The sequence below is a fragment of the Arthrobacter sp. ISL-69 genome (assembly GCF_018613775.1).
Lineage (GTDB): Bacteria > Actinomycetota > Actinomycetes > Actinomycetales > Micrococcaceae > Arthrobacter.
In genome coordinates this window covers 119,272-142,410 of the sequence record NZ_JAGGPO010000012.1, presented here as the reverse complement: position 1 = coordinate 142,410, position 23,139 = coordinate 119,272, and the positions used below count along the sequence as shown (strand labels likewise).

General features: G+C 66.6%; 24 protein-coding genes and 1 riboswitch. Of the genes, 10 read left to right on the top strand and 14 right to left on the bottom strand.

Going from position 1 to position 23,139, the window contains the following annotated elements; genetic code table 11:
• Position 1: 1 nt before the first annotated feature.
• Positions 2–730: a FadR/GntR family transcriptional regulator gene (locus J7I79_RS08715; RefSeq protein WP_214952311.1), complete on the bottom strand. Its 729-nt coding sequence runs from the start codon at positions 728–730 to the stop codon at positions 2–4.
• A gap of 172 nt (positions 731–902) precedes the next feature.
• On the opposite strand from J7I79_RS08715, the gene J7I79_RS08710 reads away from it, so the two are divergent.
• From J7I79_RS08710 to J7I79_RS08695, 4 genes are all read left to right on the top strand, one after another.
• Positions 903–2,381 carry an NAD(P)/FAD-dependent oxidoreductase gene (locus J7I79_RS08710; protein WP_214952309.1) on the top strand — a complete coding sequence of 493 codons (1,479 nt, stop codon included), beginning with the start codon at positions 903–905 and terminating at the stop codon, positions 2,379–2,381.
• 122 nt (positions 2,382–2,503) lie between these two features.
• Positions 2,504–3,220, top strand: coding sequence for an ABC transporter ATP-binding protein (locus J7I79_RS08705; RefSeq protein WP_214952307.1), 717 nt, complete (start codon positions 2,504–2,506; stop codon positions 3,218–3,220).
• Positions 3,217–5,253, top strand: a complete 2,037-nt coding sequence (locus tag J7I79_RS08700; protein ID WP_214952305.1) for a YhgE/Pip domain-containing protein — start codon at positions 3,217–3,219, stop codon at positions 5,251–5,253. Before J7I79_RS08705 ends, J7I79_RS08700 begins: the two co-directional genes overlap by 4 nt.
• Entirely contained in the window at positions 5,250–5,867 is a 618-nt protein-coding gene (locus J7I79_RS08695; protein WP_214952303.1) for a TetR/AcrR family transcriptional regulator, read from the top strand. The genes J7I79_RS08700 and J7I79_RS08695 overlap by 4 nt, the downstream gene beginning before the upstream one ends.
• A 545-nt stretch (positions 5,868–6,412) precedes the next feature.
• Here J7I79_RS08695 and J7I79_RS08690 read toward each other — a convergent pair.
• The 6 genes from J7I79_RS08690 to J7I79_RS08665 all read right to left on the bottom strand — a co-directional run bounded on the left by J7I79_RS08690 (position 6,413) and on the right by J7I79_RS08665 (position 11,555).
• Positions 6,413–7,519: an EamA family transporter gene (locus J7I79_RS08690; protein WP_214952301.1), complete on the bottom strand. Its 1,107-nt coding sequence runs from the start codon at positions 7,517–7,519 to the stop codon at positions 6,413–6,415.
• A 43-nt stretch (positions 7,520–7,562) separates the two neighbouring features.
• On the bottom strand, positions 7,563–8,189 hold the full coding sequence (locus J7I79_RS08685) for a hypothetical protein (RefSeq protein ID WP_214952299.1): 627 nt from the start codon (positions 8,187–8,189) through the stop codon (positions 7,563–7,565).
• A gap of 96 nt (positions 8,190–8,285) precedes the next feature.
• Complete coding sequence (locus J7I79_RS08680) at positions 8,286–8,816, bottom strand: histidine phosphatase family protein (RefSeq protein WP_104173976.1); 531 nt, start codon at positions 8,814–8,816, stop codon at positions 8,286–8,288.
• Positions 8,817–8,873: 57 nt separating this feature from the next.
• Positions 8,874–9,077: a dodecin family protein gene (locus J7I79_RS08675; protein ID WP_214952297.1), complete on the bottom strand. Its 204-nt coding sequence runs from the start codon at positions 9,075–9,077 to the stop codon at positions 8,874–8,876.
• A gap of 311 nt (positions 9,078–9,388) precedes the next feature.
• Complete coding sequence (locus tag J7I79_RS08670; protein WP_104173977.1) at positions 9,389–10,261, bottom strand: winged helix-turn-helix domain-containing protein; 873 nt, start codon at positions 10,259–10,261, stop codon at positions 9,389–9,391.
• A gap of 541 nt (positions 10,262–10,802) precedes the next feature.
• On the bottom strand, positions 10,803–11,555 hold the full coding sequence (locus tag J7I79_RS08665) for a hypothetical protein (protein ID WP_214952296.1): 753 nt from the start codon (positions 11,553–11,555) through the stop codon (positions 10,803–10,805).
• Positions 11,556–11,801: 246 nt separating this feature from the next.
• Between J7I79_RS08665 and J7I79_RS08660 the strand changes: the two genes are divergently transcribed.
• From J7I79_RS08660 to J7I79_RS08640, 5 genes are all read left to right on the top strand, one after another.
• Positions 11,802–12,542, top strand: coding sequence for a response regulator transcription factor (locus J7I79_RS08660; protein ID WP_028271072.1), 741 nt, complete (start codon positions 11,802–11,804; stop codon positions 12,540–12,542).
• Between the two features lie 3 nt (positions 12,543–12,545).
• Positions 12,546–14,078 carry a HAMP domain-containing sensor histidine kinase gene (locus J7I79_RS08655; RefSeq protein ID WP_214952294.1) on the top strand — a complete coding sequence of 511 codons (1,533 nt, stop codon included), beginning with the start codon at positions 12,546–12,548 and terminating at the stop codon, positions 14,076–14,078.
• Between the two features lie 191 nt (positions 14,079–14,269).
• Positions 14,270–14,454, top strand: a riboswitch (cyclic di-AMP (ydaO/yuaA leader).
• Positions 14,454–15,224 carry a hypothetical protein gene (locus J7I79_RS08650; protein ID WP_214952293.1) on the top strand — a complete coding sequence of 257 codons (771 nt, stop codon included), beginning with the start codon at positions 14,454–14,456 and terminating at the stop codon, positions 15,222–15,224. (Overlaps the previous riboswitch by 1 nt.)
• Before the next feature lie 240 nt (positions 15,225–15,464).
• Positions 15,465–15,932, top strand: a complete 468-nt coding sequence (locus tag J7I79_RS08645; protein ID WP_214952291.1) for a hypothetical protein — start codon at positions 15,465–15,467, stop codon at positions 15,930–15,932.
• Positions 15,933–16,079: 147 nt separating this feature from the next.
• Complete coding sequence (locus J7I79_RS08640) at positions 16,080–17,003, top strand: dolichyl-phosphate beta-glucosyltransferase (protein ID WP_214952289.1); 924 nt, start codon at positions 16,080–16,082, stop codon at positions 17,001–17,003.
• Positions 17,004–17,035: 32 nt separating this feature from the next.
• On the opposite strand, the gene J7I79_RS08635 is transcribed toward J7I79_RS08640, so the two are convergent.
• The 5 genes from J7I79_RS08635 to J7I79_RS08615 form a co-directional block, all read right to left on the bottom strand.
• A complete protein-coding gene (locus J7I79_RS08635) occupies positions 17,036–17,323 on the bottom strand; it encodes an STAS/SEC14 domain-containing protein (RefSeq protein WP_251042561.1) in 288 nt (95 codons plus the stop codon).
• A gap of 145 nt (positions 17,324–17,468) precedes the next feature.
• Positions 17,469–18,173 (bottom strand): HAD-IA family hydrolase, encoded by a 705-nt coding sequence (locus J7I79_RS08630; protein ID WP_214952285.1) that lies wholly within the window; start codon positions 18,171–18,173, stop codon positions 17,469–17,471.
• Between the two features lie 43 nt (positions 18,174–18,216).
• Positions 18,217–18,594: a glyoxalase superfamily protein gene (locus tag J7I79_RS08625; protein WP_214952282.1), complete on the bottom strand. Its 378-nt coding sequence runs from the start codon at positions 18,592–18,594 to the stop codon at positions 18,217–18,219.
• A gap of 91 nt (positions 18,595–18,685) precedes the next feature.
• Positions 18,686–19,321: a uracil phosphoribosyltransferase gene (gene upp / locus J7I79_RS08620; protein WP_043478170.1), complete on the bottom strand. Its 636-nt coding sequence runs from the start codon at positions 19,319–19,321 to the stop codon at positions 18,686–18,688.
• 12 nt (positions 19,322–19,333) lie between these two features.
• On the bottom strand, positions 19,334–20,041 hold the full coding sequence (locus J7I79_RS08615) for a phosphatase PAP2 family protein (RefSeq protein WP_214952518.1): 708 nt from the start codon (positions 20,039–20,041) through the stop codon (positions 19,334–19,336).
• A gap of 136 nt (positions 20,042–20,177) precedes the next feature.
• On the opposite strand from J7I79_RS08615, the gene tadA reads away from it, so the two are divergent.
• Positions 20,178–20,669, top strand: coding sequence for a tRNA adenosine(34) deaminase TadA (gene tadA / locus J7I79_RS08610; RefSeq protein WP_214952280.1), 492 nt, complete (start codon positions 20,178–20,180; stop codon positions 20,667–20,669).
• Here tadA and J7I79_RS08605 read toward each other — a convergent pair.
• The gene (locus J7I79_RS08605; protein WP_214952277.1) at positions 20,666–21,934 is read right to left on the bottom strand and encodes a DNA glycosylase AlkZ-like family protein; all 1,269 of its coding nucleotides are present in this window, start codon (positions 21,932–21,934) and stop codon (positions 20,666–20,668) included. The two genes, tadA and J7I79_RS08605, sit on opposite strands and share 4 nt — an antisense overlap.
• Positions 21,931–23,118 carry a glycosyltransferase gene (locus J7I79_RS08600; RefSeq protein WP_311380550.1) on the bottom strand — a complete coding sequence of 396 codons (1,188 nt, stop codon included), beginning with the start codon at positions 23,116–23,118 and terminating at the stop codon, positions 21,931–21,933. Before J7I79_RS08600 ends, J7I79_RS08605 begins: the two co-directional genes overlap by 4 nt.
• Positions 23,119–23,139: the final 21 nt, after the last annotated feature.

Below are 23,139 nucleotides of genomic sequence, written 5' to 3'. Positions count from 1 at the left end.
CCTACTTCTCTATTGACTCGGTGATGCGGTGACGGATGCCGTCGAAGTGGCGGTTGAGCCGTTCAGCAGCCAGGGCCTTGTCACCGTCCGCCACTGCCTCATAGATCCCGCGGTGCATCGCCGCCGTCTCCGTCAGGTCCTCGGCACCGGTGCCGACCTCGAGGTGGATTTGCCGGTACACCTTCCAAAAAACGGCGAGCAGGTTGATCAGCAGAGCATTGTTTAGCGGCTCAAACAACCGCCAGTGGAACTCGGCGTCCGCTTCCACAAACGCCTCCCCCGCGGCAGCCAGCTCCTCCATCCGGACCACGGACTCCTCAACAGCTGCCAGCTGCCCGGAGGTCATCGCGTCCATGGCGCTGCCGACCAGGCCGGATTCGAGGGCCTGCCTGACGTCCACCAGCTCCAGGGCCTCACCGCCCTTGTGCCGCAGCGACAGCCGGCCACGGAATGTCAATCCATCTGCCAAGGCATCAAAATTACTGGGCGCAACAAACATTCCGAATCCGTGGCGGATTTCCACAACGCCAAGCGCCTGCAGCACTTTGAGCGATTCACGGAGCGTATTCCGCCCCACGCCCAACGCCACGGCGAGCTCGTTTTCGGTGGGCAGCGGATCGCCCGCCTCGAGTTCACGCTCCAGGATGAGGTCCATGATGTCCGCCTGAAGCGCGCGGAGCCGCGCCTGGGCGCTGAACCGCGCCTGCGAAGCGACGCCTGATGTAGTCATGGGTTCCCCTAACCGAGAGTCCTGAACCACCGTACGCAGTGGGTCACAGCAAACAATATTGGATGTCCCACCTACTGTTAAGCTCCCGCGCCTGTCCCGGTCCCGATTCCGGGCGCCAATCCCCGGGCTTCATCCCGCAACACGTCCCGGATGCCGGGCGTAGTCTGTTGCCATGACGGCGACAATTGAACGCGAATTCGATGTCATAGTGATCGGCGCGGGCGCCGCGGGGGAAAACGTCGCGGACCGCGTGGTCCAGGGCGGCCTGACGGCGGTCCTGGTGGAGGCGGAGCTGGTGGGCGGCGAATGCTCCTACTGGGCCTGCATGCCCTCCAAGGCCCTGCTGCGCCCCGGCACCGCACTCCATGGCGCACAAACCGTTCCCGGTGCCGGAGAAGCGGTCACACGGACCCTGGACGTATCCGCCGTACTCAAGCGCCGGGACTACTTCACGTCCAACTGGCAGGATGACGGCCAGGTCAAATGGGTGGAGGACACCGGGATTGAACTGATCCGGGGCCGTGGCCGCATCACCGGCCCCCGTGCGGTCGAAGTGACGGGATTGGACGGCAAGAACTACCTCCTCTCGGCGAGGCACGCCGTCGTACTCTCCACCGGATCGGCCCCCACAGCCCCGCCGGTGGCAGGCCTGGCGGAGCTGGACTACTGGACCACCCGTGAGGCCACCTCCGCACGCAGCGTTCCGCGCAGCCTGGTGGTCCTCGGCGGCGGGGTGGCCGGCACCGAGCTGGCGCAGGCATTCGCCCGGCTTGGTTCGTCCGTGACGCTCGTGGCGCGCGGCGATCTGCTCAGCATGTACCCGCAGGACGCCACTAATCTGGTTCTGGCCGGGCTCCGCGCGGACGGTGTGGACGTCCGCCTCAACACCGGCACTGAGCGGGTCAGCAAGAACGACGACGGCTCCGTCACCGTGGATCTGGCGGACGGCAACAGCGTCAGTGCCGAGCAGCTGCTGGTGGCCACCGGCCGCCATGCCGCCCTGGACGGATTGGGGCTGGAAGCCGTGGGCCTTGGCGCGGCCGACGGCAAAGTGCCGCCGCTTCGCACGGATACCACCGGGCTGGTGGAGGGCATCGACGCCGCCCACAACGGCAACGGCGACGGCGGCAACGGCCGGTGGCTCTATGCGGTGGGGGACGCTGCCGGCAGGGTTATGCTGACGCACCAGGGCAAATATTCGGCACGCGCCACAGGCGACGCCATCGCCGCGCGGGCCAAGGGTGAGCTGCACGGAACACCGGCGCCGTGGAGCCGCTTCGCGCAGACCGCCAACGACCATGCCATCCCCAACGTGGTGTTCACGGATCCCGAGCTCGCCAGTGTTGGCCGGTCCGTCGGCCAGGCGGCGAAGGACGGCTACAACGTCTCCTCGGTGGAACTCCCCATCAACGTGTCCGGCTCCTCGCTGCATTCCGAGCACTACGAGGGCTGGGCGCAGCTGGTGGTGGACGAGGACCGGAAGGTGCTGCTCGGGGCCACGTTCGCAGGCCCGGACGTGGCCGAGCTCCTCCATGCCGCCACCATCGCCGTGGTGGGCCAGGTGCCACTTGACCGGCTGTGGCATGCGGTGCCGTCCTATCCCACCATCAGCGAGGTGTGGCTGCGGCTGCTCGAGGAGTACGGCCTCTGACACACCGCTGATGCCGTCCCGCCTAACGGCGCTGACTGCTTGGTCACATCCGCCGCATACTATTTGAACTGACTGGTCAGTTTAGTTAGCCTTGAAGCAGAAACCCTCTGCGAAAGGCTCCAATGCTCTCGGTTCGACAACTTCACGTGAAAGGCCGGCGGGATGACCTCCTCCCGCCGACTTCACTCCAGGCCCGGCGGGGCGAGCTCGTTCTTGTAGCCGGCGCCGGCCAGGACCAGAGAACTGCGCTGGCGCTCACACTGAGCGGACGCATGAAACCGTCGTCCGGCGAGCTCCTGTGGGACGGTGTGGCGAAGACCAAGCACATTCGGCTGGCCAGCTCCCTGGTGGACGCCCAGGGGGTCAATGAACCCGAACAGCACCTGAGCGTGCGCGATCTCGTCACCGAAGACCTGGTGCTGATCCCACGGCGCTACCGCGGTGCGCTCCTCAGCAAACCGTGGCTCAAAGTCAACCGCTTCGAGGACATCGCCGGCCTGTGGACGGAACAGCTGGACCCCGCCAGGCGCATCGAACTGCTCACTGCCCTCTCGCTCGCCAACCCGGACACCGACCTCCTGGTGGTCGACTCCCCCGATCGCCACAGCGCTGACACCGCAGACTGGCTGCCTCGGCTTCAGGAGCTGGCGTACGACGTCGGCCGGCACCTCGCCGTCGTCGCCACGGTCGCTTCCCTCCCGGACAACTGGACCGGGCCCGCCGCGGTGATCGGCAACGCCGTACCCCGGACGGCGGACACAACTGCCGCTGCGACCCCCGAGTCCCCGGAATCCCCGGGCGCCGATGCCCCAACCCCCGAAACAGAGGACGCAAAGTGACTGTGCTGCGGCTGGCCCGCTCCGAACTCAAGCGCATGACGGGCGGGCTGCTGCCCAAGCTGACCATCATTGCCCTGACCATGGTGCCGCTGCTTTACGGGGCGGTGTACCTCTACGCCAACTGGGATCCGTACAGCAACCTGGACCAGATCGACGCCGCACTGGTGGTGGAAGACACCGGCGCCACGTCCGGCGACGGAACACAGCTGCATGCCGGCCAGGATGTAGCGGACAGCCTCATCGACGGTCACGTGTTCAACTGGCAGCCGGTCGATTCCGCAGGGAAGGCCGATGAAGGAGTCAGCAGCGGCAAGTACGCCTTCGCCCTCAAGATTCCCAAGGACTTCTCCGCGAACCTTGCCTCCCCCGGCAGCTTTGACGCAGCCAACCAGGCCATGCTGAACGTGACCACGAACGACGCCAACAACTACCTCCTGAGCACCATCGTGGACAAGCTGACCACGGCCGTCCACTCGAGCGTCGCGAAGGAAGTGGGCGAGGAAACCGCCAACCAGCTGCTCACCGGATTCGGCACCATCCACACCCAGATGGTCAAGGCCGCGGACGGCGCCGGCCAGCTTTCCGACGGCGTGACCAAGCTCCACGACGGCACCGTGACCCTTCACGACGGCACCACGCAGCTGAGCAGCGGGGCCGGCGAGCTCTACAGCGGCCAGCTCAAGCTGCGCGACGGCGCCAACCAGCTGAACGCCGGCGCGGCACAGCTCAGCGACGGACTGGGCCAGCTCGAGGACAAGACGGCCTCCCTGCCGGCCGATTCGCAAAAGCTGGCCGACGGCGCCGCCCAGGTGGCCGCCGGAAACGCCACCCTGAACACCAAGGTGCAGGACGTCGTCGGGCAATTGAACGCGGCGGACCAGGGGCTGCGGACCCGGATTGTGGAGTCCAACAGCAGGCTGATGGCCGCCGGGATCATCACCCAGGCCCAGGCGGACAGCATCCTGGCGGACTTTGATGCGGCTGCTGCCTCCGGACCGGTCGCGGACGCCAAGGCGAAAATCCAGTCTGATGCGGCGCAGATCCAACAGCTTGCCGACGGTTCGGCTGCAGTGAGCGCCGGTGCCGCCAAGCTGGCGGCAGCCACTCCCGCCCTGACGGGCGCCATCTCCCAGGCGTCCGCGGGCGCCGACCAGCTTCATACCGGATCATCCGCGCTGGCGGCCGGTGAGCAGAGTGCCGTTGACGGCGCCGCGAAGCTCGCCGAAGGCGCCCGGACGCTCGACGGCGGCGCGGCGCAGCTTGAGGACGGAGCGGCAACGGCTGCCAGCGGAGCAGGCACCCTTGCCTCGGAGCTGGCCAAGGGCGCCGGGCAGGTTCCCAACCCCGACGATGCCCAGAAGGACAGCCTCGCCAAGGTCATGGCCGATCCTGTGGCCGTCAGCAACGTCTCCCAGGCGAAAGCCGGGTCCTATGGGGCCGGCCTCGCACCGTTCTTCCTGACCCTGGCACTGTGGATCGGCATCTTTATGCTCATCCAGGCCATGCGGCCGGTCACGCAGCGGGCGCTAGCGTCCAACGCGCCGTCGTGGAAGATCGCCGTGGGCGGCTGGCTTCCCTTCCTGGCTGTCTCCGTTGTCCAGGCGAGCCTGCTCACTCTCGTGGTGGACCTGGCGCTGGGCCTGAACCCCGCGCACCCGGTGCTGATGTGGCTGTTCATGCTTGCCGCCGCCATGGCATTCAGCGCCATCATCCAGGGCATCGTGGCCTTGCTTGGTTCACCCGGGAAGCTGGTGGTGCTGATCCTGCTGGTGCTTCAGCTGGTGTCCTCGGGAGGCACCTTCCCCTGGCAGACCACGCCCCAGCCGCTGCACGTGGTGCACGAGGTCCTCCCGATGGGCTATGTGGTCACAGGGATGCGGCACCTGATCTACGGCGCGGACCTGTCGATGATCCTGCCCACCGTGGCCGGCCTGCTTGGCTACACTGTGCTGGGGGCCGCGCTGTCAACGCTGGCCGTCCACAAGCACAAGTTCTGGACCCTGAAGTCCCTGAAACCGGAGATCGCCGTATGAGCATGCAGGAAGCCGGCGACAAGAAGCTCCGCCCCGCCCGCACCAATGCCACCAAGCAGAAACTGTTCGAAGCCTCCATGGAACTGATCGGGGAACGCGGTGCGGCAGGCGTCACGGTTGACGAGATCGCTGCAGCAGCCGGCGTTTCCAAGGGAACCGTCTATTACAACTTCGGCAGCAAGTCCGCCCTGATCGCCCAGCTGCTGCGCCACGGCGTGGACATCCTGCTGGCCAGGCTGCTGAGCGTGAAGGACTCCTCCGCTGACCCGCTGGCGGCCATGGACGAGATGATCGGCCAGGCGATGGACTTCATGGCCGAGTACCCGTCCTTCGCCAGGCTCTGGGTCAGCGAGAACTGGCGGACCCCCAGCGAGTGGCAGGACACCTTTGCCGAGCTCCGCGGCCGCCTGCTGGAAGTGATCGGCGCCGCGATCGAGGGCGTGGCCGGACAGTACGACGTTGACGAATCCATCTCCCGTGGCAGCCTGGAGACCGCCATCTTCGGCGCATGCTTTGTGGTGGGCCTGGACCGCCAGACGTACAACCCCGAGCGCACGCGCGAACAGAGCGTCGCGGCCATCATGGCAATCATGCGTGGCTACGTCAGGAAGTAGCGCGCATCGGGGAAGATTAGTCACATGCGCCACATGGGTAACAGTGGAAGACTGGCCATCGTTGCGGCCTTCGCCGCGGCGGGCCTTCTGGTGCTCACCGCGATCACGCTCGAAGAGGCAGTGATGTACACGTTCCTCGGAGCCGTGGCGGTGGGATACCTTGCCTGTGTCGTCCAGGTGGTGGCCCGGCGACGCAACGTGGCCCTGCTGGCGGGAGGCGTGGGAACCAGCCTGTTCATCGGTTTCGCCATTGCGTTCCTGCGCATGTGGGGGCTCGCCTTCACCGCGGAACCGGATTCGCTGGGCACGGCCGTGACCACGCAGGACTCCGATATCTACTTCTACCTCGCTGCCGTTTCCGGGGCGGGAACGCTGCTGGTTCTGTTCACCGGCGCGGTGTGGCCGGCCGGCAGGCAGCTCCGGCCGGGCCGCAACCAGTCCGGCCGCAAACAGTCTGGACGCAACCAGTCTGGACGGCGCAGACCTGCAGGCGCCGCCAGCCGACCGGCCGTCCGGCCTGCCGCACGCGCGGCTGCCGGGACCGCCTACGGACGCGTTCCCGCGTCAAGGTCAGGAGCCACCCGCGCCCCGGCGGCCAAACGGCCCGCGTCGGCGTCGTCATCCGCCAAGGCCCCCGTGACGCGCGTGTCCCGGCCGGCACCCAAGTCCGCCGCGCCTAAACCCGCCGTGCCCAAGCCGGCGCCCAAGCCATCGCCCAAGTCGCCCGCAAAGGCCACATCACGTCGCTGAGCATGCCATCTGCGCTGGCCCGGGGTGGCCCCCTGCCGGCCCGGCCGGAGGACGGCGATAGCCACTCCGCACAGCAACAGGAGCCCGCCGGCCATCTCCGCAGGTGAGGGGACCTCGCCCAGGACCAGCCACGCCGTCGTCATTCCCACCACCGGGACAAGCAACGTAAAGGGGACCACTGCCGACGACGGGTAGAGGCCCAGGAGCCAGTTCCAGATTCCGTAGCCCACCAGGGACCCGAGGACGGCCGTGTAGATGGCGCTCAGGATGGTGACCAACTGCATCCCTGTGAGAGTGCCGCCCACGGCGGCCGGACCGTCGATCAACAGTGACAACCCGATCAGCGGCAGCGGAACCACTGCACCGGACCACACCACGAGGCCCAGGCCGGAGGAGGCCTTGGCCTGCCGGGCGACGATGTTGCCCGCCGCCCAGGACAGCGCGGCCGCCAGCACGATAATCAGGGGAAGAACAGGCGCCACCATGCTGCGGCCGACTGCCACCACTGCAAGGCCCGCCACACCGAGCACGACGCCGGCGAGCTGGCGTCCGCTGGGACGTTCACCCAGGATTCCGGCAGCCAGCAGCACCGTTAGCAGCACCTGTGCCTGCAGGACCAGTGAGGCCAGCCCGGCAGGCATACCCAGGGCCATGGCCAGGTAGAGGAGGCCGAATTGTCCGGCACTCATAAACAGGCCGACGCCAAGGATGGCCCGCCAGCTGACGTCAGGCCTGCGAATGAAGAAGATCCACGGAAAGACCACCAGTACAAAGCGCATGGCCACAAACAGCAGCGGCGGCACTTCCGTGCCGTTGGCGTGCAGGCCGAGGTCGATCGCCACGAAGTTCGCACCCCACAGGACGGCCACGAGGACCGCAAGGGCGGAATGGCGAAGGTTCACTCTCCGGCTGCCGGGTCAGTACTGCAGCGCCAAGGTACGCCGGTCAAAGGTTCCGGGGGCGCTCTCCGGGAGCCCCGTCCGCTCCGCCGTCATGCTGGTCGCCGCCCGGGACGGAATCGGTCCGCCGTGTCGTCCCGGGTTCCGCGGCGCCCGCCTCGGTTGTGCGGGGTTCGTTCGTTCGGGGTTCGTTCGTTCTGGGTTCGGCAGCGGATGGTCCGCCAGCCGGCGGAATGTTGTCCGCGCCTCCGCGGGTGCCCGCTTCCGCACGCGTCTGCGGCGAAACGGGGGCCTCATCGTTCCGGTCGGTGTCGTACCCGTCGGTGTCTTGCCGGTCGGCGGTGACCACGTCCGGGTCAACTTCATCGGCTTCGCGTAGCTGCTCCTGCGAAGCCGCCCGCACGCGTTCCGATTCCTCCTGCTTTTCGCGGGCATCCCGGCGCAGGCGCTCGGCGTCCACCTCGGCCTGCTTGGCATCGGCCTCGGCACGCGCCGCCTTGGCCTCGCCTTCCCGCGCTCCGAGCTCATCGGCCTGGGCCTTTTCACGCATCTCGGCGGCCCGGTTCCTGTCCGCCTCCACCTTGCGCCTGCGGTTGAAGAACAGTACCGCTGCAATGATCGCAACCACCACCACAATGCCGATGATGATGCCCACAAGCTGTCCTGAGTCCATGATGATCTCCTTCTAACCTGGGCCGCCGATGAATATCTCCAGTAAACATCACAAACCCGCTGCTGACCATGAACCGCGGCGGCTAATTGCAGGGGCCTACTTGTGCCCCCGGGGCACCTTGAAGTGCGTCAGCCGGGCGTCCTGGCCGTCCAGTTCAGCCCAGGTCTTTTCAGTTTCCAGCACGGTCAATCCGCTCGTGGGAAACCGGGTGGCAGCGTCCATGTAGGCATCGTGGTTGGAATCGCGCGAAGCCAGGTGCATGGCAAGATCCTGCACACCGGGCATGTGGGAGATCACCATCAGCGTGGTCACGGTGTCCGGCACATGGTTGATGACGGTAAGCATCCGAATTGCCGATGCGCCGTAGAGGCCGTCCTCAAGTTTCGGTGTCGGGGCCTTGTCCCCCAGTTCCGCGCACACCCACGTGCACGTCTGCCGGGTCCGCAGCGCACTGGAGCACAGGATGAAATCGGGAACCACTCCGTGCTTGAGCAGCCACTTGCCTGCCAGCGGCGCCTCCCGGTGTCCGCGCTCTTCCAGCGGCCGCTCATGGTCGGGCACGCCTCCGGGCCAATCGGCCTTGGAGTGCCGCATGAGGACCAGCCGCCTGATGTGATGCTCGCTCATGCACCAATCCTAGTGCGGCGGCCTCGCCCCTCAGGTCACGGCCGCCCTGCACACGGTTTAGCCCTCCAGAACAAAGGTCACTTCGAGCACGACGTGCCAGGCAACCACGGCGCCGTTCGCGATTTCGACCTTCTGTTCCTTCACCCAGGCCCCCGTGACACCCCGCAGCGTCTTGTTGGCCCGGTCGATGCCTTCCTTGATGGCATCATCAAACGAGGTTTTCGAGTTCGCGCTCAGGGTTGTAATGCGTGCAACTGACATGGTTCCTCCTGATAGTCGGATGGACGATCAGAGCCTACGCCGCACCACCCCAAGCCAACAGGGCCATAGGACCACGCCCACACCCACGCCAACGCCGCCCCCCCACCAGCCTCGGAGGCACACACTTCAAGTGCCCACCCGCGCGGGACCAGCGTCCCGGCTGCGATCGGCGGGCGCTGAAGCGCAGCGGCACGTCCCGAAAAGCGCCGTTGTTGCGTGAGGAACGAGCGCAGGCGACGAGGGATCGTGCCGCGAAAGCGAAAAGCGCCCGCCCCCAACAGAGGGAACGGACGCTTTGCGCGGAGATAAGGCTAGATGGAGTATTCCGGAGCGGCCCAGACCACGACCTCCGGGTGCTCGTAGAACCGGTAGCCCTGGCCGCGGACCGTGCGCACGGTGTTGGCGAGGCGGCCCAGCTTGGAGCGGAGGCGGCGGATGTGGACGTCGATGGTGCGCTCGTTGGGAACCTCTTCGGCGTTGCGCCACAGGCCCTCGAGCAGTTCGTCTCGGCCCACGGTGCGGGTGCCGTTTTCGACGAGGTAGTTGAGGAGCTCGAATTCCTTGAAGGTCAGGTTCAGGGATTCGCCGTCGAGGTGGACTTCGCGGCGGGCCAGGTCGATGAGGACGCCGGACGGCCGGGGATCCTGGGGCTGGGGCAGCCGGGCGGCTTCCGTGCGCTGGCGGGAGTTGACGGTGGGGTCACCGAAGGTGGACCGTACGACGTCGAGCGCGGAGCCCGGGGCGCTGGCGGGGGCAACCGCCACGGCAGCGTAGCTCTCCGCACCGGAGACAAGGGACTGTGCGTAAGCCCGGATTTCCTGGGCAAGCTTGGCGATGGAGGTGCCGGCTGCTGCCGCGGTTTCCTCGTCGATGCCCATGTACAGGACAAATCCGCGGGCAACGTTTTCGTTTGCGACGGGGCGGATAGCGCTGCCGTTGGCCGGTGCAATCACGGGGGTGGGCGCCGTCTGCGGGGCTGACTCGGCGGCGGGAACAGCGCGAAGCTGGCCATAAGAGTTCGGGTTGTAGCCCTGCGGCGCATAGCCGGGGGCCGGGAAGCTGTTGCCGGGGGCTGCCGGGGCGAACGCCGGTCGGGCGCCAAATCCCTGGCGGAGGCCGGAAGGCTGGCCGCCCTTGTTGGCGTTTCGGACGGAGATGTGGACGTATCCAGATGCAACTGACATGGAATGCTTACCTCAATGTGAATGGCCGTCATCGCGGCTCGAATGCTGGCTTTCCCCGCAATGAGATCTGGGGAGGGGCGCCCGACGCTGGGCTTGGGGCGAATGCCTAAAAACTTCTCGGGGTGGGAAAGTTAGGCGTGCATTCGACAACAGCGCATGTCTTCGCCAGCGGGTGGGCTGGTCCAGGTTTCTGCGGCTGCAGGTGCTGTTGAGTTCTTGTTCACAATTGAAGTGTGCAACGTAACAATGAAAACTTGCAAGTAACAATGGGCGGAATCGTCCGCATCGTGAGACGGAATCCCGCATTGTGGCCCAAATCACGATTCTGAAATGCCAATAAAATAACAGGTGTTTTTCAGAACGATCGATCGGAATTGGTCAGATTCCGAATAATATTCTCCGAAACGAACCCTTTCGTGGCAAAAATTCAGTCAGTATGGAATTGCTGAAATACGAGGTCCGCTTATTGCCGATGTCCAGCCCCCGGTTTTGCTTCGCGGAAAAATCTGGCCCCTGGAACCCGCTCGGAACCCCCGCCCGCTCAGTTGGACTGCCCTGTGAGCGTGGTGGCCACGAGCTGAACGGACTCCGCCGGGAACCCGTTGGATTCCTTCGCAGCAACGATCCTTACCATGGTGCCGGAGGCGATATCGGCGACTGTCAGCTGGCTGGTTGAGGTTCCGCCGGCCTGTTGACGCCTTTGTTGCAGATTGCTCACTGCCACGTCCGAACCCAGCGAATACGACCGGCTGAACCCGTCCGTGCTCTGGACGGTCACGGCGTCCGAACTGACCTCGGTGATCGTCCCCTGCTGTTCCACTTTAGTGACGTAGGCCCCGTCCTGCAGGATCACGTATTCGGAGTGCACGGCGGCGGACACCCCGCTCCCCATTCCGCCCAGGCCCTCGGGGGCGAAGTTTCCGGGTCCACCCTGGGCAGGCATCCCGCCGTCGGCAAATCCGCCCTGCGCACCGCCGCGGGCGCCCGGCAAAGTTTCCTGCCGCGCCTCGCCGTCAGCCGTTGCGTCGGCGGTGCCGTCCGCCGCCGCGGAGCTGGACGCCAAAGCGTACATTCCGACGCCGGCTCCGCCAACGAGGACAACCGCCGCTCCGGCGGCCACCATCCCCCGCTTCGCGGTCCCGGGTTTCGAACGGCCGCCGGGCCCGCTGCCGGGGAAGTGTCCGGCAGTGCTGGTGACGGGGGCGCTGACGGGGCTGCCTGCCGGACCTGGCTGGTTTTCCCAAGTGGGGTCCGGGCTGGTTTCCGGAACCGGCGTGTTGTAGTGGTTGTTCATGGCGTACTCCTCGGGCCTGCGGACTGTGTCCACCCCAGACTCTGAATCGTTCCTGTGCGGGGGCTGTGCACCGTAAGAGGCGAGCCTGTGACCTTTCTGCGGCCACCTTCAGCCCGGAAACGACCGATCCACGCCGTGCCGCCCGGGAAGGCCCCGCCGGAGCGTTCAGCTGGCTAGGCTGGGATTCACAGCTGGCCCACAGGATCCCCATAGCGCGGGCTAAACCGTAGATCGGAGAGTTGTCCCATGGCCACTTCGCACTCCATGACTAACAACCTTCCCCAGCTCACCCACCCGGACGGCTCCCCCATCCGCGCCCTGGTGGTTGACGACGAACCCAGCCTCTCCGAGCTCATGAGCATGGGCCTGCGGATGGCAGGCTGGTCCGTTGCCGTCGCCGGCGACGGCCCTGAAGCCGTGAAACTCGCCAAGGAGTTCCGCCCGGACGTCCTGGTGCTGGACGTGATGCTTCCCGGGTTCGACGGCGTTGAGCTGCTCACCAGGATCCGCGCCTTCGCGCCCGAGGTGCCCGCGCTCTTCCTGACGGCAAAAGACGCCGTCCAGGACCGCATCCTCGGCCTGGCGGCCGGCGGCGACGATTACGTCACCAAGCCCTTCAGCATGGAAGAAGTGCTCCTCCGCCTGCACCGGCTGGTCCAGCGCTCCGGGGTGGCCGCCATGGACACCGCCGAGCTGGTGGTGGGCGACCTCGTCCTCAACATCGACACACGCGAAGTGACCCGGGCCGGGGAGGAACTGCAGCTCACGGCCACCCAGTTCGAACTCCTCCGCTACCTCATGGAGAACCCCAAACGGGTGGTCAGCAAGGCACAGATCCTGGACCGGGTGTGGGACTACGATTTCGGCGGCCAGGCCAACATCGTGGAACTCTACATTTCCTACCTGCGCAAGAAGGTGGACGCAACGCACCCGCCCATGATCCATACCGTCCGCGGGGCGGGCTATGTCATCAAACCGGCGGATTGAGCGGTGCCCACGCTTGCCGGCGTAGTCCGCAAAGAAGGCCGCCGCTGGCTCGATCCCTCGACCTGGCACCTGCGCACCCGGCTGGTGCTCCTGGCCATGGCATTGCTGGTGGCAATCTGCGGCGCGATTGGCCTGTTCAGCTACGCGTCCATGGATTCATTCCTCACCCAGCAACTGGACAAGCAACTCACGGAAGCCTCCCGGCGGTCCAGCGAGTTCGGGCGCCCGCCGCTTGGTAACCCCAACAACAGGCCGGATCCCCTGGATGCCAAGGGACAAGGCATCGGGACGCTCATCGCACGAATCAACGACGGCAATGTCAGCAAAGCCGGGTTCCTCGCCAACGACGCCACCAAGGCGTCGCTGTCCCCCGAGGATGACCGGGTCCTGTTGGCCCTCCGACACGACGGAACGCCGGTTGACCGGACCCTGTCCACCGGCTCCTACCGTCTGGTGGCCGTGGAGGCTCCGTATGGGGACGTGATCGTCACCGGACTTCCCCTCGATGAAAAACAGAACACGCTCAGCTCACTGGTGTGGACCATGGTGATCGTTTCGATGGGAGGCCTGGTCCTGATCGGCCTTGCCGGAACGGTCCTCATCCGCCGCACCATGAAACCCCTCGAGCAGCTGTCCGAAGTGGCAACGCAGGTTTCGCAGCTTCCGCTCGATGCCGGCGAGGTTGCCCTCGCGGTGCGCGTGCCGCCGTCGAACGCGCACCCCGGAACTGAAGTGGGCAGCGTGGGCCACGCGCTAAACCTCATGCTGGACAACGTCTCCAAGGCCCTCGAGGCCCGGCAGCAGAGCGAGACGAAGGTGCGCCAGTTCGTGGCAGACGCCTCCCACGAGCTGCGCACGCCACTTACGGCAATCCGCGGCTACACGGAACTCATGCGGATGACCGAGGACTTCACTCCGGACGGCAAGAAATCCCTGGCCAGGGTGCAAAGCCAGTCCGAACGGATGACCACCTTGGTGGAGGACCTCCTGCTGCTGGCCCGGCTGGACGAAGGGCAGCCGCTCAAGATCAGCGACGTGGACCTGACGCAGCTGGTGGTGGAAACCGTCAGCGACGAGAAGGTCATGGCACCGGACCGCGTCTGGCAGCTCGAGTTGCCCGACGAGCCGGTGGTGGTCCGCGGGGACGTCACGCAGCTGCACCAGGTGCTGGCCAATTTGCTCTCCAACGCGCGCAAGCACACGGACCCCGGAACCACCGTTGTCACCGGCGTGATGCGCTCCGCTGACGGCAGCGCCGTGGTGACCGTGACGGACAACGGCGCCGGGATCCCGCCCGAATTTGTGGACCGGGTCTTTGCCCGCTTTGCCCGGGCGGACGCCGCCCGCACCAGCCCGGCAGGTTCTGCTTCGGGTTCGGCCGCCGCGGGAGCGGCCGCCGCTGAGGGGACCAGCGGGCTGGGCCTTTCGATTGTGCAGTCGATCATGGAAGCGCACGGCGGAACCGTCGAAGTCACCTCCCGTCCGGGACGCACGGAGTTCGCGCTGCGCCTCCCCTGCGAACCACCGGCAGCCTAGTTCTCAGCGCACGGAAATCACAGCCGGGCGATGCCCATTTGGGCCGGCCGGCCTTTTCCGTGATCGAACGAATCCCTGGCCTCCCCGGCGCAAGTCAACGCGCCGTCACCGTGATCCTCGTTACCGAAATGTGACTTAAGGTTCTATCTCCTGTACGGTTTTTAGAGTGCGGCCACCGTTCCGGCCGCATATCCGGATGGACGCCAAACTCTGCCGCTACCCGGATTTCCTCATGATTAGGCAGAGGCGGGGGACCCAGGTCTCCGGGCATTCTGCATCGCCGCCCTCGGGGTGAAGCCGACACGTGAAGTTCCGTGCGGCCGGATGACCTCATCCGAACCCGACAGCTAACTCCGCCGGCATCGAGAGGCAACCATGACTAAATCCACGCCAGAAGTACGTCCAGAGCGCCCTTCAGCTAAGACCACGGCGCCCGCAGAACGCTCACGCCACCGCGCCGAATCAGCCAAGACGGCGTCCCCGCTGTCCCGGTTTGCCGCCGGCCTGCACGGCTCCGGCCGCCGCGCCGCTGTGGTGGCCACCGCCTGCGCCGTGCTGATCGGCGTCGGCGCCGCCGGCCAGGCTTCCGAGCCCGCCGCACCGGCAAGCTCGGCGACGGCCGCGGAAGTCGCCGCCGCGAGCGCCGACACGAAGTCGAAGCTCGCGTTCGAAAAGATCCTGGTTTCGGCCATGCCGGCTCCGGCTTCTGTCAGCATGTCCCCGCAGTCGACCGAAGAGCAGCCCGCGGAGGAGAAGGCCGCGGAGGCACCGGCCCCCGCGGCGGCACCGGCAGCAGCTCCGGAACCAGCTCCGGCTCCCGCGCCGCCAGTCGCCGTGGACGACCCCGCAGCTGCCCAGGCGTATGCCGCCTCGCAGCTCGGCAACTACGGCTGGGCCCCTGACCAGATGCAGTGCCTGACCACGCTGTGGACCAAGGAATCGGATTGGAAGACCACGGCCACGAATGCCAGCAGTGGCGCGTACGGCATCGTCCAGTCCCTGCCGGCCGAAAAGATGGCCAGCGCGGGCGGAGACTACCTCACCAATTTCCGCACTCAGATCAACTGGGGCCTGAACTACGTCAAGGAGCGCTACGGCTCCCCCTGCGACGCCCTGAACTTCCACTACGCCAATAACTGGTACTAAGCCGGCCCATACCCGCCGGACTTGGTCCGTATCACCCGAAGGCCCCGAATCCACGTGATTCGGGGCCTTCGGCCGTGTTGCGGGCGTATCGCTTCCCCCGGTTCCGGTGCCGTTGAGCTCCCTTTCCGGAATCACAAGGTTTTCACAAGGTTGCGGGGTGACTCTTGGTCGCCGCCGCTTTCAATCGTCTTCCAAGCGGCAGCCGGCCCCAGGGCCGTCATCAAGATCTAGGGAGCAACAATGAAAAAATGGTTAGTTCCAACGGCCGTCCTGGCCTCAATTTTCGCAGCCGCCGCTCCGGCCGTTGCCGCCCCTTCGGGCCCACCGATATCCGTTTCTGGATCCGGGACATTTACGAACTGTGGATTTGATGTCACCGGTACAGTCACCGGGAAGGTCAAGAACATCACGACGCCGTCCGGAGACGTCATCAGCACTTCCCCGGGTCTGAAGATAACGCTCACGGGGGACGAAAGCGGTAAGTCGGTCAGCTACGTCATCACGGGTGTCCTCTTCTTTTCATTCCCGAGCGACGACGTGGTCGAAGTGAAGGCCACCGGCCTCAACCTCCTTCAGCTCCCATCTCCTGACGGGCTCATCCTCACGCGCGGGAATGTCAACTTCGCTGTGGACCCCGCCGGCAACGAATTGCGACGATTCTCAGGGTCCGGCACGGCAGTCAATGTTTGTCCGCTACTGGCTCCCTAACGAACCGAACCGCGGCGGCGGTGCACCCACCAATGACGGTGGGCGCACCGCCGCCGCTTCCGTTCCCGCATCCGTCCCGGCAGGTTCCACAGCAGGTGCACAGCTGTGGCCTAAATCCCTCATATGCGCCGACTTCATAGTTGAACCATGACGCTCACAGACCAGGCCCCGGGGACCCCTCCGCACCCGCAACCGCAGGCCGCCGTCGACGTCCTGACGGGTGCCGCTCCGGCGCTTTCCGGTGCGGGTAACATCCGCCGCGTCCCTATCGACACGCGGGCCGCCGTCGACGAACGGACCGGGACCGCCGTGCCTGTCATGGATGTGACCATCCCGGTCTACAACGAGGAACAGGATCTGGAGCAGTCTCTCCGGCGGCTGCACGCTTACCTGCACAGCACTTTCCCGAACACCTTCCGGATTACTGTTGCGGACAACGCCAGCACTGACGGCACGCTTCGCGTCGCCGAACGTGTGGCACGGGAACTCCGCGAGATCACCGTGGTCCGGCTCCCGGACAAGGGAAGGGGAAACGCACTTCGCACGGTGTGGCTCGCGTCGCCGTCGCCAGTGCTGGCTTACATGGATGTGAACCTTTCCACCGACCTTGCTGCGCTGGCCCCCTTGATAGCGCCGCTCATCTCCGGGCATTCCGACCTGGCGGTCGGAACCCGGCTATCGCGCAGTTCGCGTGTTGTCCGGGGCCACCGGCGGGCGTTCATCCCCCGTGGCTACAACCTGTTGCTGCATACCCTTCTGGGCGCACATTTCAGCGATGCGCAGTGCGGCTTCAAGGCCATCCGCGGGGATATCGCCCGGCAGCTCCTCCCCCACACCGCGGACCACGCCTGGTTCTTCGACACCGAGCTGCTGGTCCTGGCCGAAAAATGCGGGCTCCGGGTGCACGAGGTGCCCGTGGACTGGGTAAACGAATCCGACGCCGGCGTGGACCTTCTCCGGACCGCCCTCGCCGACCTGCGCGGCATGCGCCGCCTTAGCCGCGACCTGGCGACCGGCCGCATACCTGTTCCTGAACTTCGCTCAGCCCTGGACAGTGGTCCGTGCCGGTGACGTCCGGCTGAACGGCGGTAGTGACGGCGCGGCTACGCGTCCCCAAGCCACGTCATGGCTTCGTCCAGGCAGGTGAAATACCGCGTGGGAGCAGCGGGAGAGTTGATGCTGAGGAAGAAATTGGCCATGGCCCGGTCCACTGGGGACGACCCGAGGAGCGCCACCCGCGCCACTGTGCTGGGACGGGCGAAGACGCGCCGTGCACCGCGGCTCATGGATGCCGCGGCCGCCATGTCCACCAGCATCGGATAAGGGCGCCCGCTGCTCAACTCCTTGACCGCCGCGATGACGGCCGCCGCGGCATCCTCCGATATGGCCAAGCCTGGAATCCATCGCACATGAAGAACACCATCTCGCAGTGCAACGGTGCCTCTGGCACCGTCAATCGAAACCTCGGTCATCCATCCCCCCAGATAGTGTCAGCCGTCTTCACTGACCCTAGCCGACAGGCGGCCGGTTCGGACGTCAGAACCGGAAGGAAATCGTCCTGCCCCCGGCGTCGTCCACTGCCGTGCTCATGGACACCTTGGTGTAATCGTCTATGTGCAGGACGCCCTCCGGCAGCTCACCGGTGTTGGGCCCGATGGCTACGGTCCTGATCCCGGCGGCGAGTCCGGCCGCAATGCCAGCGGGGGCGTCCTCAAAGACCACTGCGTCGGCCGGCTCGACCCCTAGCAGTTCGGCAGCCCGGAGGTAGCCTTCGGGATGGGGCTTGCCCCGCGTGACAAGATCAGCCGTGACCGCAGTGGCAGGCATGGCGAGACCCGCCGCGCCCATCCGGATGTCGGCCAGGATACGGTCGGCGGAGGTCACCAGTGCCACGGCATCCGCCGGCAGCCTGCGCAACAGATCAGCGGCCCCGGGCAAGGCGACAATGCCCTCGGTCCGGACCCGTTCCATGGCGCCGAGTTCCGCGGTGAGTGCCTCGACGTCGGCTCCGGCCGGCGCAAACCGGCGCACCGTGTCCCCGGCCTGGACGCCGTGCGAAGTCCGGAGGATCTCGGCGAGGTCCAGGCCGTAGCGGGCCGCAAATTCGCCCCACACCTGCTCTACAATTGCCGTGGAGTCAACCAGTGTGCCGTCCATGTCGAACAGCACGGCCCGGGCGGTCAACGTTGTCGCGGACCGTATGGCGGAGACAGGGGTTGCGGCGTCGGCAGGAAAGCTCATGCTTCCATCCTGCCCCACGCGGGCAGTGCGGGATTTTTGTGACTTAGCCGTTCGGGCGTTGAGGGAGGTACTGGACCGCCCATTTGTTGCCGTCGGGATCGGCAAAATGGACGAAGTGGCCCCAGTCCTGGACGTCGATGTCGCTGACCTCAACTCCGTTGTCCTTGAGCTGCTTGTGCGCGGCCTGGATGTCGCTGACCACGACCTGCAGGCTCGGGGCGGTGCCGGGAGGAGCGTCACTGAGGCCCTCGCCGATGGCGATCGAACAGGCCGATCCGGGCGGGGTCAGCTGGACGAAGCGGATGCCGTCCATGGGCCGCTCGTCGAAGTCGGCGTTGAAGCCCACCTTGTTGACGTAAAAATCCTTGGCACGGTCCACGTCGGACACAGGGACAAACACCAGTTCAAGTTTCCAGTCCATGGGGCACAGGCTAGCCGGGGCCGCCGGAAACCGGAAGGGGGCAATCGCTTCGCACCGGCCTAACCGGCGCCCCTGTTAGCCAGCGATGCTGTTAGCCGGCGATGCCGTAGAGGCGGTCGCCGGCGTCGCCGAGTCCGGGCACGATGTACGACTTCTCGTTGAGCTTCTCGTCAATGGATGCCAGGACGATGGTCACGTTTGCGTCCGAGAGTTCTTCCTCCAGCTTGGCCAGCCCCTCGGGTGCGGCCAGCAGGCAGATGCACGTGACGTCCGAGGCGCCGCGCTTGAAGAGGAACTTGATGGCTTCGCGCAGCGTGCCGCCGGTTGCCAGCATGGGATCCAGGACGAAGATCTGCCGGTCCGTCAGGTCCTCGGGGAGGCGCTCCGCGTAGGTGATGATGTCCAGCGTTTCCTCGTCACGGGCCATTCCCAGGAACCCGACCTCGGCTGTGGGCACGAGTTTGGTCATGCCTTCGAGCATGCCCAGGCCGGCGCGGAGGATGGGAACCACCAGCGGGGTGGGCTTGGTGAACGCGGTGCCGATGGTGGTGCTGACCGGAGTCTCGATGGTGACCGGCTCGGTGCGGACGTCCCGCGTGGCCTCATAGGCGAGGAGCGTGACCAGTTCCTCGGTGAGCTGCCGGAAGACCGGGGAGGGGGTGTTTTTGTCCCGCAGAACGGTGAGCTTGTGGGCGACCAGCGGGTGGTCCACGACGAGTGTGCGCATGGGTCAAAACTATCACCCGGCGGTGGTGTCCCCGCCCGGTTCTTCCCGGAGTAACGGGTGGTCGAACGTCGGAGCCGGTCCTGCGTGCTCGAGGTGCCGTATGACATGGAAGAGCCGGTGGGCCAGGATCACGATTCCCACCCAGGCGAGGCCAAGGAGCCACCCGGCGATGACATCCGTCAGCCAGTGGTGGCCGAGGAACACCCTGCTCAGGCCCATGGCGATGATGAAAATCGCACCGGCCGTGATCATGGACACCCGGGCAACGGTCCGATGGATCTGCAGGCAGGTTAGATAAACTACCAGCCCTATCACTACGGTGGTGTTGAGCGTGTGCCCGCTGGGGAACGACGGCGAATCTTCGTACGGCGGAACAGCATCCGTATGGTCCGGGCGGGTGCGGCCAAACAGCTTCTTGCCAAAGGTGGTCGCGGTGACCGAAGCGGCCGCAGCGCCGCCCACCAGGATGAGGGGCCGCCAGGTACGCCCTGCCCACGTAAGCCAGGCCGTCAGGATGCTGCCGACGATCGGCATGCCGACTCCGCCGCCGATGTTGGTGAAGGCAGTAACGGCGGAATTGAGCCAGGGGTTCCGGAGGCCCTCCGACAGCGCCAGCGCAGGCTTGTCCAGGTTGGCGAGGCCCGCTTCGTCCACCACGTCGTCGTAGACTTCGGCACCCATAAACGCCAGTGTGACGACGATCGCACCGCCAACCAGCATGGTGATCCAGAGAGCAGCGTAGGGAACAACCCACCGGCCCCATCGGTCGGTAATGCGCTCAGTCAAGGTCTTCACGTCGTCTCCTGGGCCCGTTCGTCGTCTGCGCCTGCCGTACCTTCGAAACTATCATTGAGCCATGACTTCCCCGGAGCCCCGCCATGCCGAATGGATGGGCCTTGCCCTCGCCGAGGCACGGGCTGCGCTGGCCACCGAGGACGTGCCGATCGGCGCCGTCGTCATCGGACCTGACGGTGAAGTCCTGGGTACAGGGAGGAACGAACGGGAAGCCCACGGTGATCCCACCGCGCACGCCGAGATGGTGGCGATCCGCGAGGCGGCTGCCCGGCTGCAGGCCCTTCCGCAGGGCGACGGCTGGCGGCTGGCGGACTGCACCCTCGTGGTGACCTTGGAACCCTGTGCCATGTGCGCGGGCGCCATTGTCCTGGCGAGGATCCCGCGTGTGGTGTTCGGGGCGTGGGACGAGAAGGCAGGGGCCGCCGGTTCGGTGTTCGACATCCTCCGCGAGCGCCGGCTCAACCACTGGGTGGAGGTCTACGCCGGCGTCCGGGAGCAGGAATGTGCCACGCTGCTCCGGGATTTCTTCACCGGCCACCGGCAGGTCAGCTAACCGGCATCCGCCGCGTCCAGGGCGTCAATGCGCTGCTGCCTGGATGCGGGCGAGTCAAGGCTGAAGGAACGGAAATCGCCCAGGTCCTCCCGGATCCACGCTTCCACTTCGGCGATCCGCTGCCCGATGCGCGGCGAAGACCTGCCGAACAGCCAGTGGGCGATCCGTTGCCCGACGGGATCGTACTGCCAGAGTCCGATGATCCGGCCGCGGTCCAGGATTGGATGGTCCGGCAGGTCGGCCTGTTGCGCCAGTATCGCGCCGAGCAGTGTCGCGTCCCCGTCGCCGTCCGCGAACAGGTCAGCGGCGTTCCGCCGCTGGATGACAAGCGAGTCCGTCCCGGCGAGGAGCTGAATCTGTTCTTCCACCGGCACGTCAAAAGCGGCGAGGCGTTTGACGTCGTCGGGCAGCATCCACAGCGCTTCGCCTTTGGCGGCAGGGTGGACGGTGGGCACCTCAACGGCACCGACGGCGGCCAGGGCCGCCTTGCTCTGGGCGACTGTGAACCCGGAGAACCACTGGGATTGCTTGAGCGTGGCTCCGCCGGTCCAACCCAGGTACTTGCGGATCAGCTCAGTGCGGGCGGCGTCCATGTCCAACGGGCTCGGCGGCAGGTCCCACAGCGTATAGGCGTAGCGCTGCTGGTCGAGACGGCCGTTGGCAGGGACGCGGCGGATCCGGCCGTCACGCTGCAGCAGGCCAAGAGCGGTGGGGAGGGTGGTGGAGACGCCCTGCCTTTTCCCTTCCTCGCCCAGGCTTCGGACCGAATCGCCGAGTTCATCCTTGAGCTGTTTCGGATCCAGCGGGCGGCCGGCCCCGGCCAGGGCGTGCAGCACCTGGTCCTCGAGCAGCGTGAGTTCGCCGCGGTCCACCCCCAGCCTGCCAAGCACTTTGAAGACTTCGGCGGAATCCTTGCCCAGCTTCAGGGCCCACGCGAAATCCTCCGCGCCCAGGATGTACGTGCAGCCGCGGGCGCTGGGGAGTTCGTAGATCCGCAGTGCCAGGACGTCGGCATCAGCCTGTTCGCGGCGGATTCCGGCACGGGTGAACAACGTGAGGTAGGGGTTGGCGCCGCCCAGGGAACGTGCCCAGCCGGCCCTGGCCAGGACCTCGGCCGCGGTATGACCGGCGAGACTGCCGTCGAGGCCCTGTTTGTGCCAGGCCCACGCGCGCAGGCGTTCTGCCGTGACCGTGTGCGCCGGCGGTACGCTGACGGCCGCGGGATTAGCCTCCGGAGTCTCAACAGTGAGGGGCCCGGTTGTCATAGGGGCCATTGTCCATCAGCCGGCACGGCAACGGAATGAGCCGACGCAGTCCGGCGGCGCGGCGCGTCCTGTCCCGATCTGTCCGCCGCAATGCTGTCCAGCACCGTCCTGGCCGTCGCGTCCCAGCCCGGCAGCCGGTTGCGCGCATCCAGTGCCGCGTCGCGCCACCGCGAGCGAAGTTCCGGATCCGTCAGCCAGCCGCGCAGGACTGCCGCCAGCGGGGACGGGTCCGCGCCGAGGACGACGGCGGCGCCCGGCAGCGCGGGTCCCCCGCCGCCGTCGGGAGCTGCTGCCCCGCCCGGCGGCCCCGCCGGACCCGGTGAACCCGCCGCGAGTGCCTCGACGGCGCCGGTGCCGGCCCGCACCACCACCGGGATTCCGCGGGCGAGGGACTCGGTGACCACCATCCCGTACGCTTCAGCCCGCGAAATGAGCAGGCTGAGATCGGCACGGTGCCATGCCTCGTCCAGGACCTCCCCACTGAGCTCGCCGCGGACTGCCACTCGGCCGGTCAGCCCGAGCCTGGTTATGGCGCTGCGGACCGTCCGGGCGTAGGCGGGGTCGGCGGAATCGGAGCCCACCAGCGCCGCGGACCAGGGCAGGTCCGTGAGTCCTGCGAGTGCATTCAGCAGCAGGAGCTGGTCCTTGTTCGGCAGCAGTGCGGCCACTGCCACGAAGTGTGGCGGGTTCGAGCCGGCCGCAGGAGGAGCGGCATCAGTGCCGGGCAGCGCCACGTGGATCGGGACGGGGCAGTGCTTGTCCCGGATTGCCGCAGCCGTCGTCGAACTGGTGCAGATTACGCCCGCGGCGGCCGCCAGCGCGCGTTCCTCCAGGTCCGGGTGCGCTGCCAGCGGCATGTGCAGCAGGATCCACGCGGGCCGTCCCGCGGCGGCTGCCGCCTCCATTTCCAGCGGCGCGCCCAGCGCAACCAGACCGTCCACGATGGTCACCGGTCTCGCGGCCCCTGTGGCGGCCGTCGCGCGGCCATGGGAACCGCTGCCGCCGTCGAGCAGCAACCCGGCCAGCCGCCGTCGTTCTTCCACGCTGCCCACCGGCCAGTGGCCGTCAGCGGGGCAGACATCCACGTCTGCCCCATGGGCGCTGAGCCCGCGGACCAGCGCGGCGTTGTAGGCGTTGCCCCCTGAGTTGTGCAGCACGTTGCCCGGCACGATCAGCCGGATCACCGGTCTCTCCGCGCGGGGCCC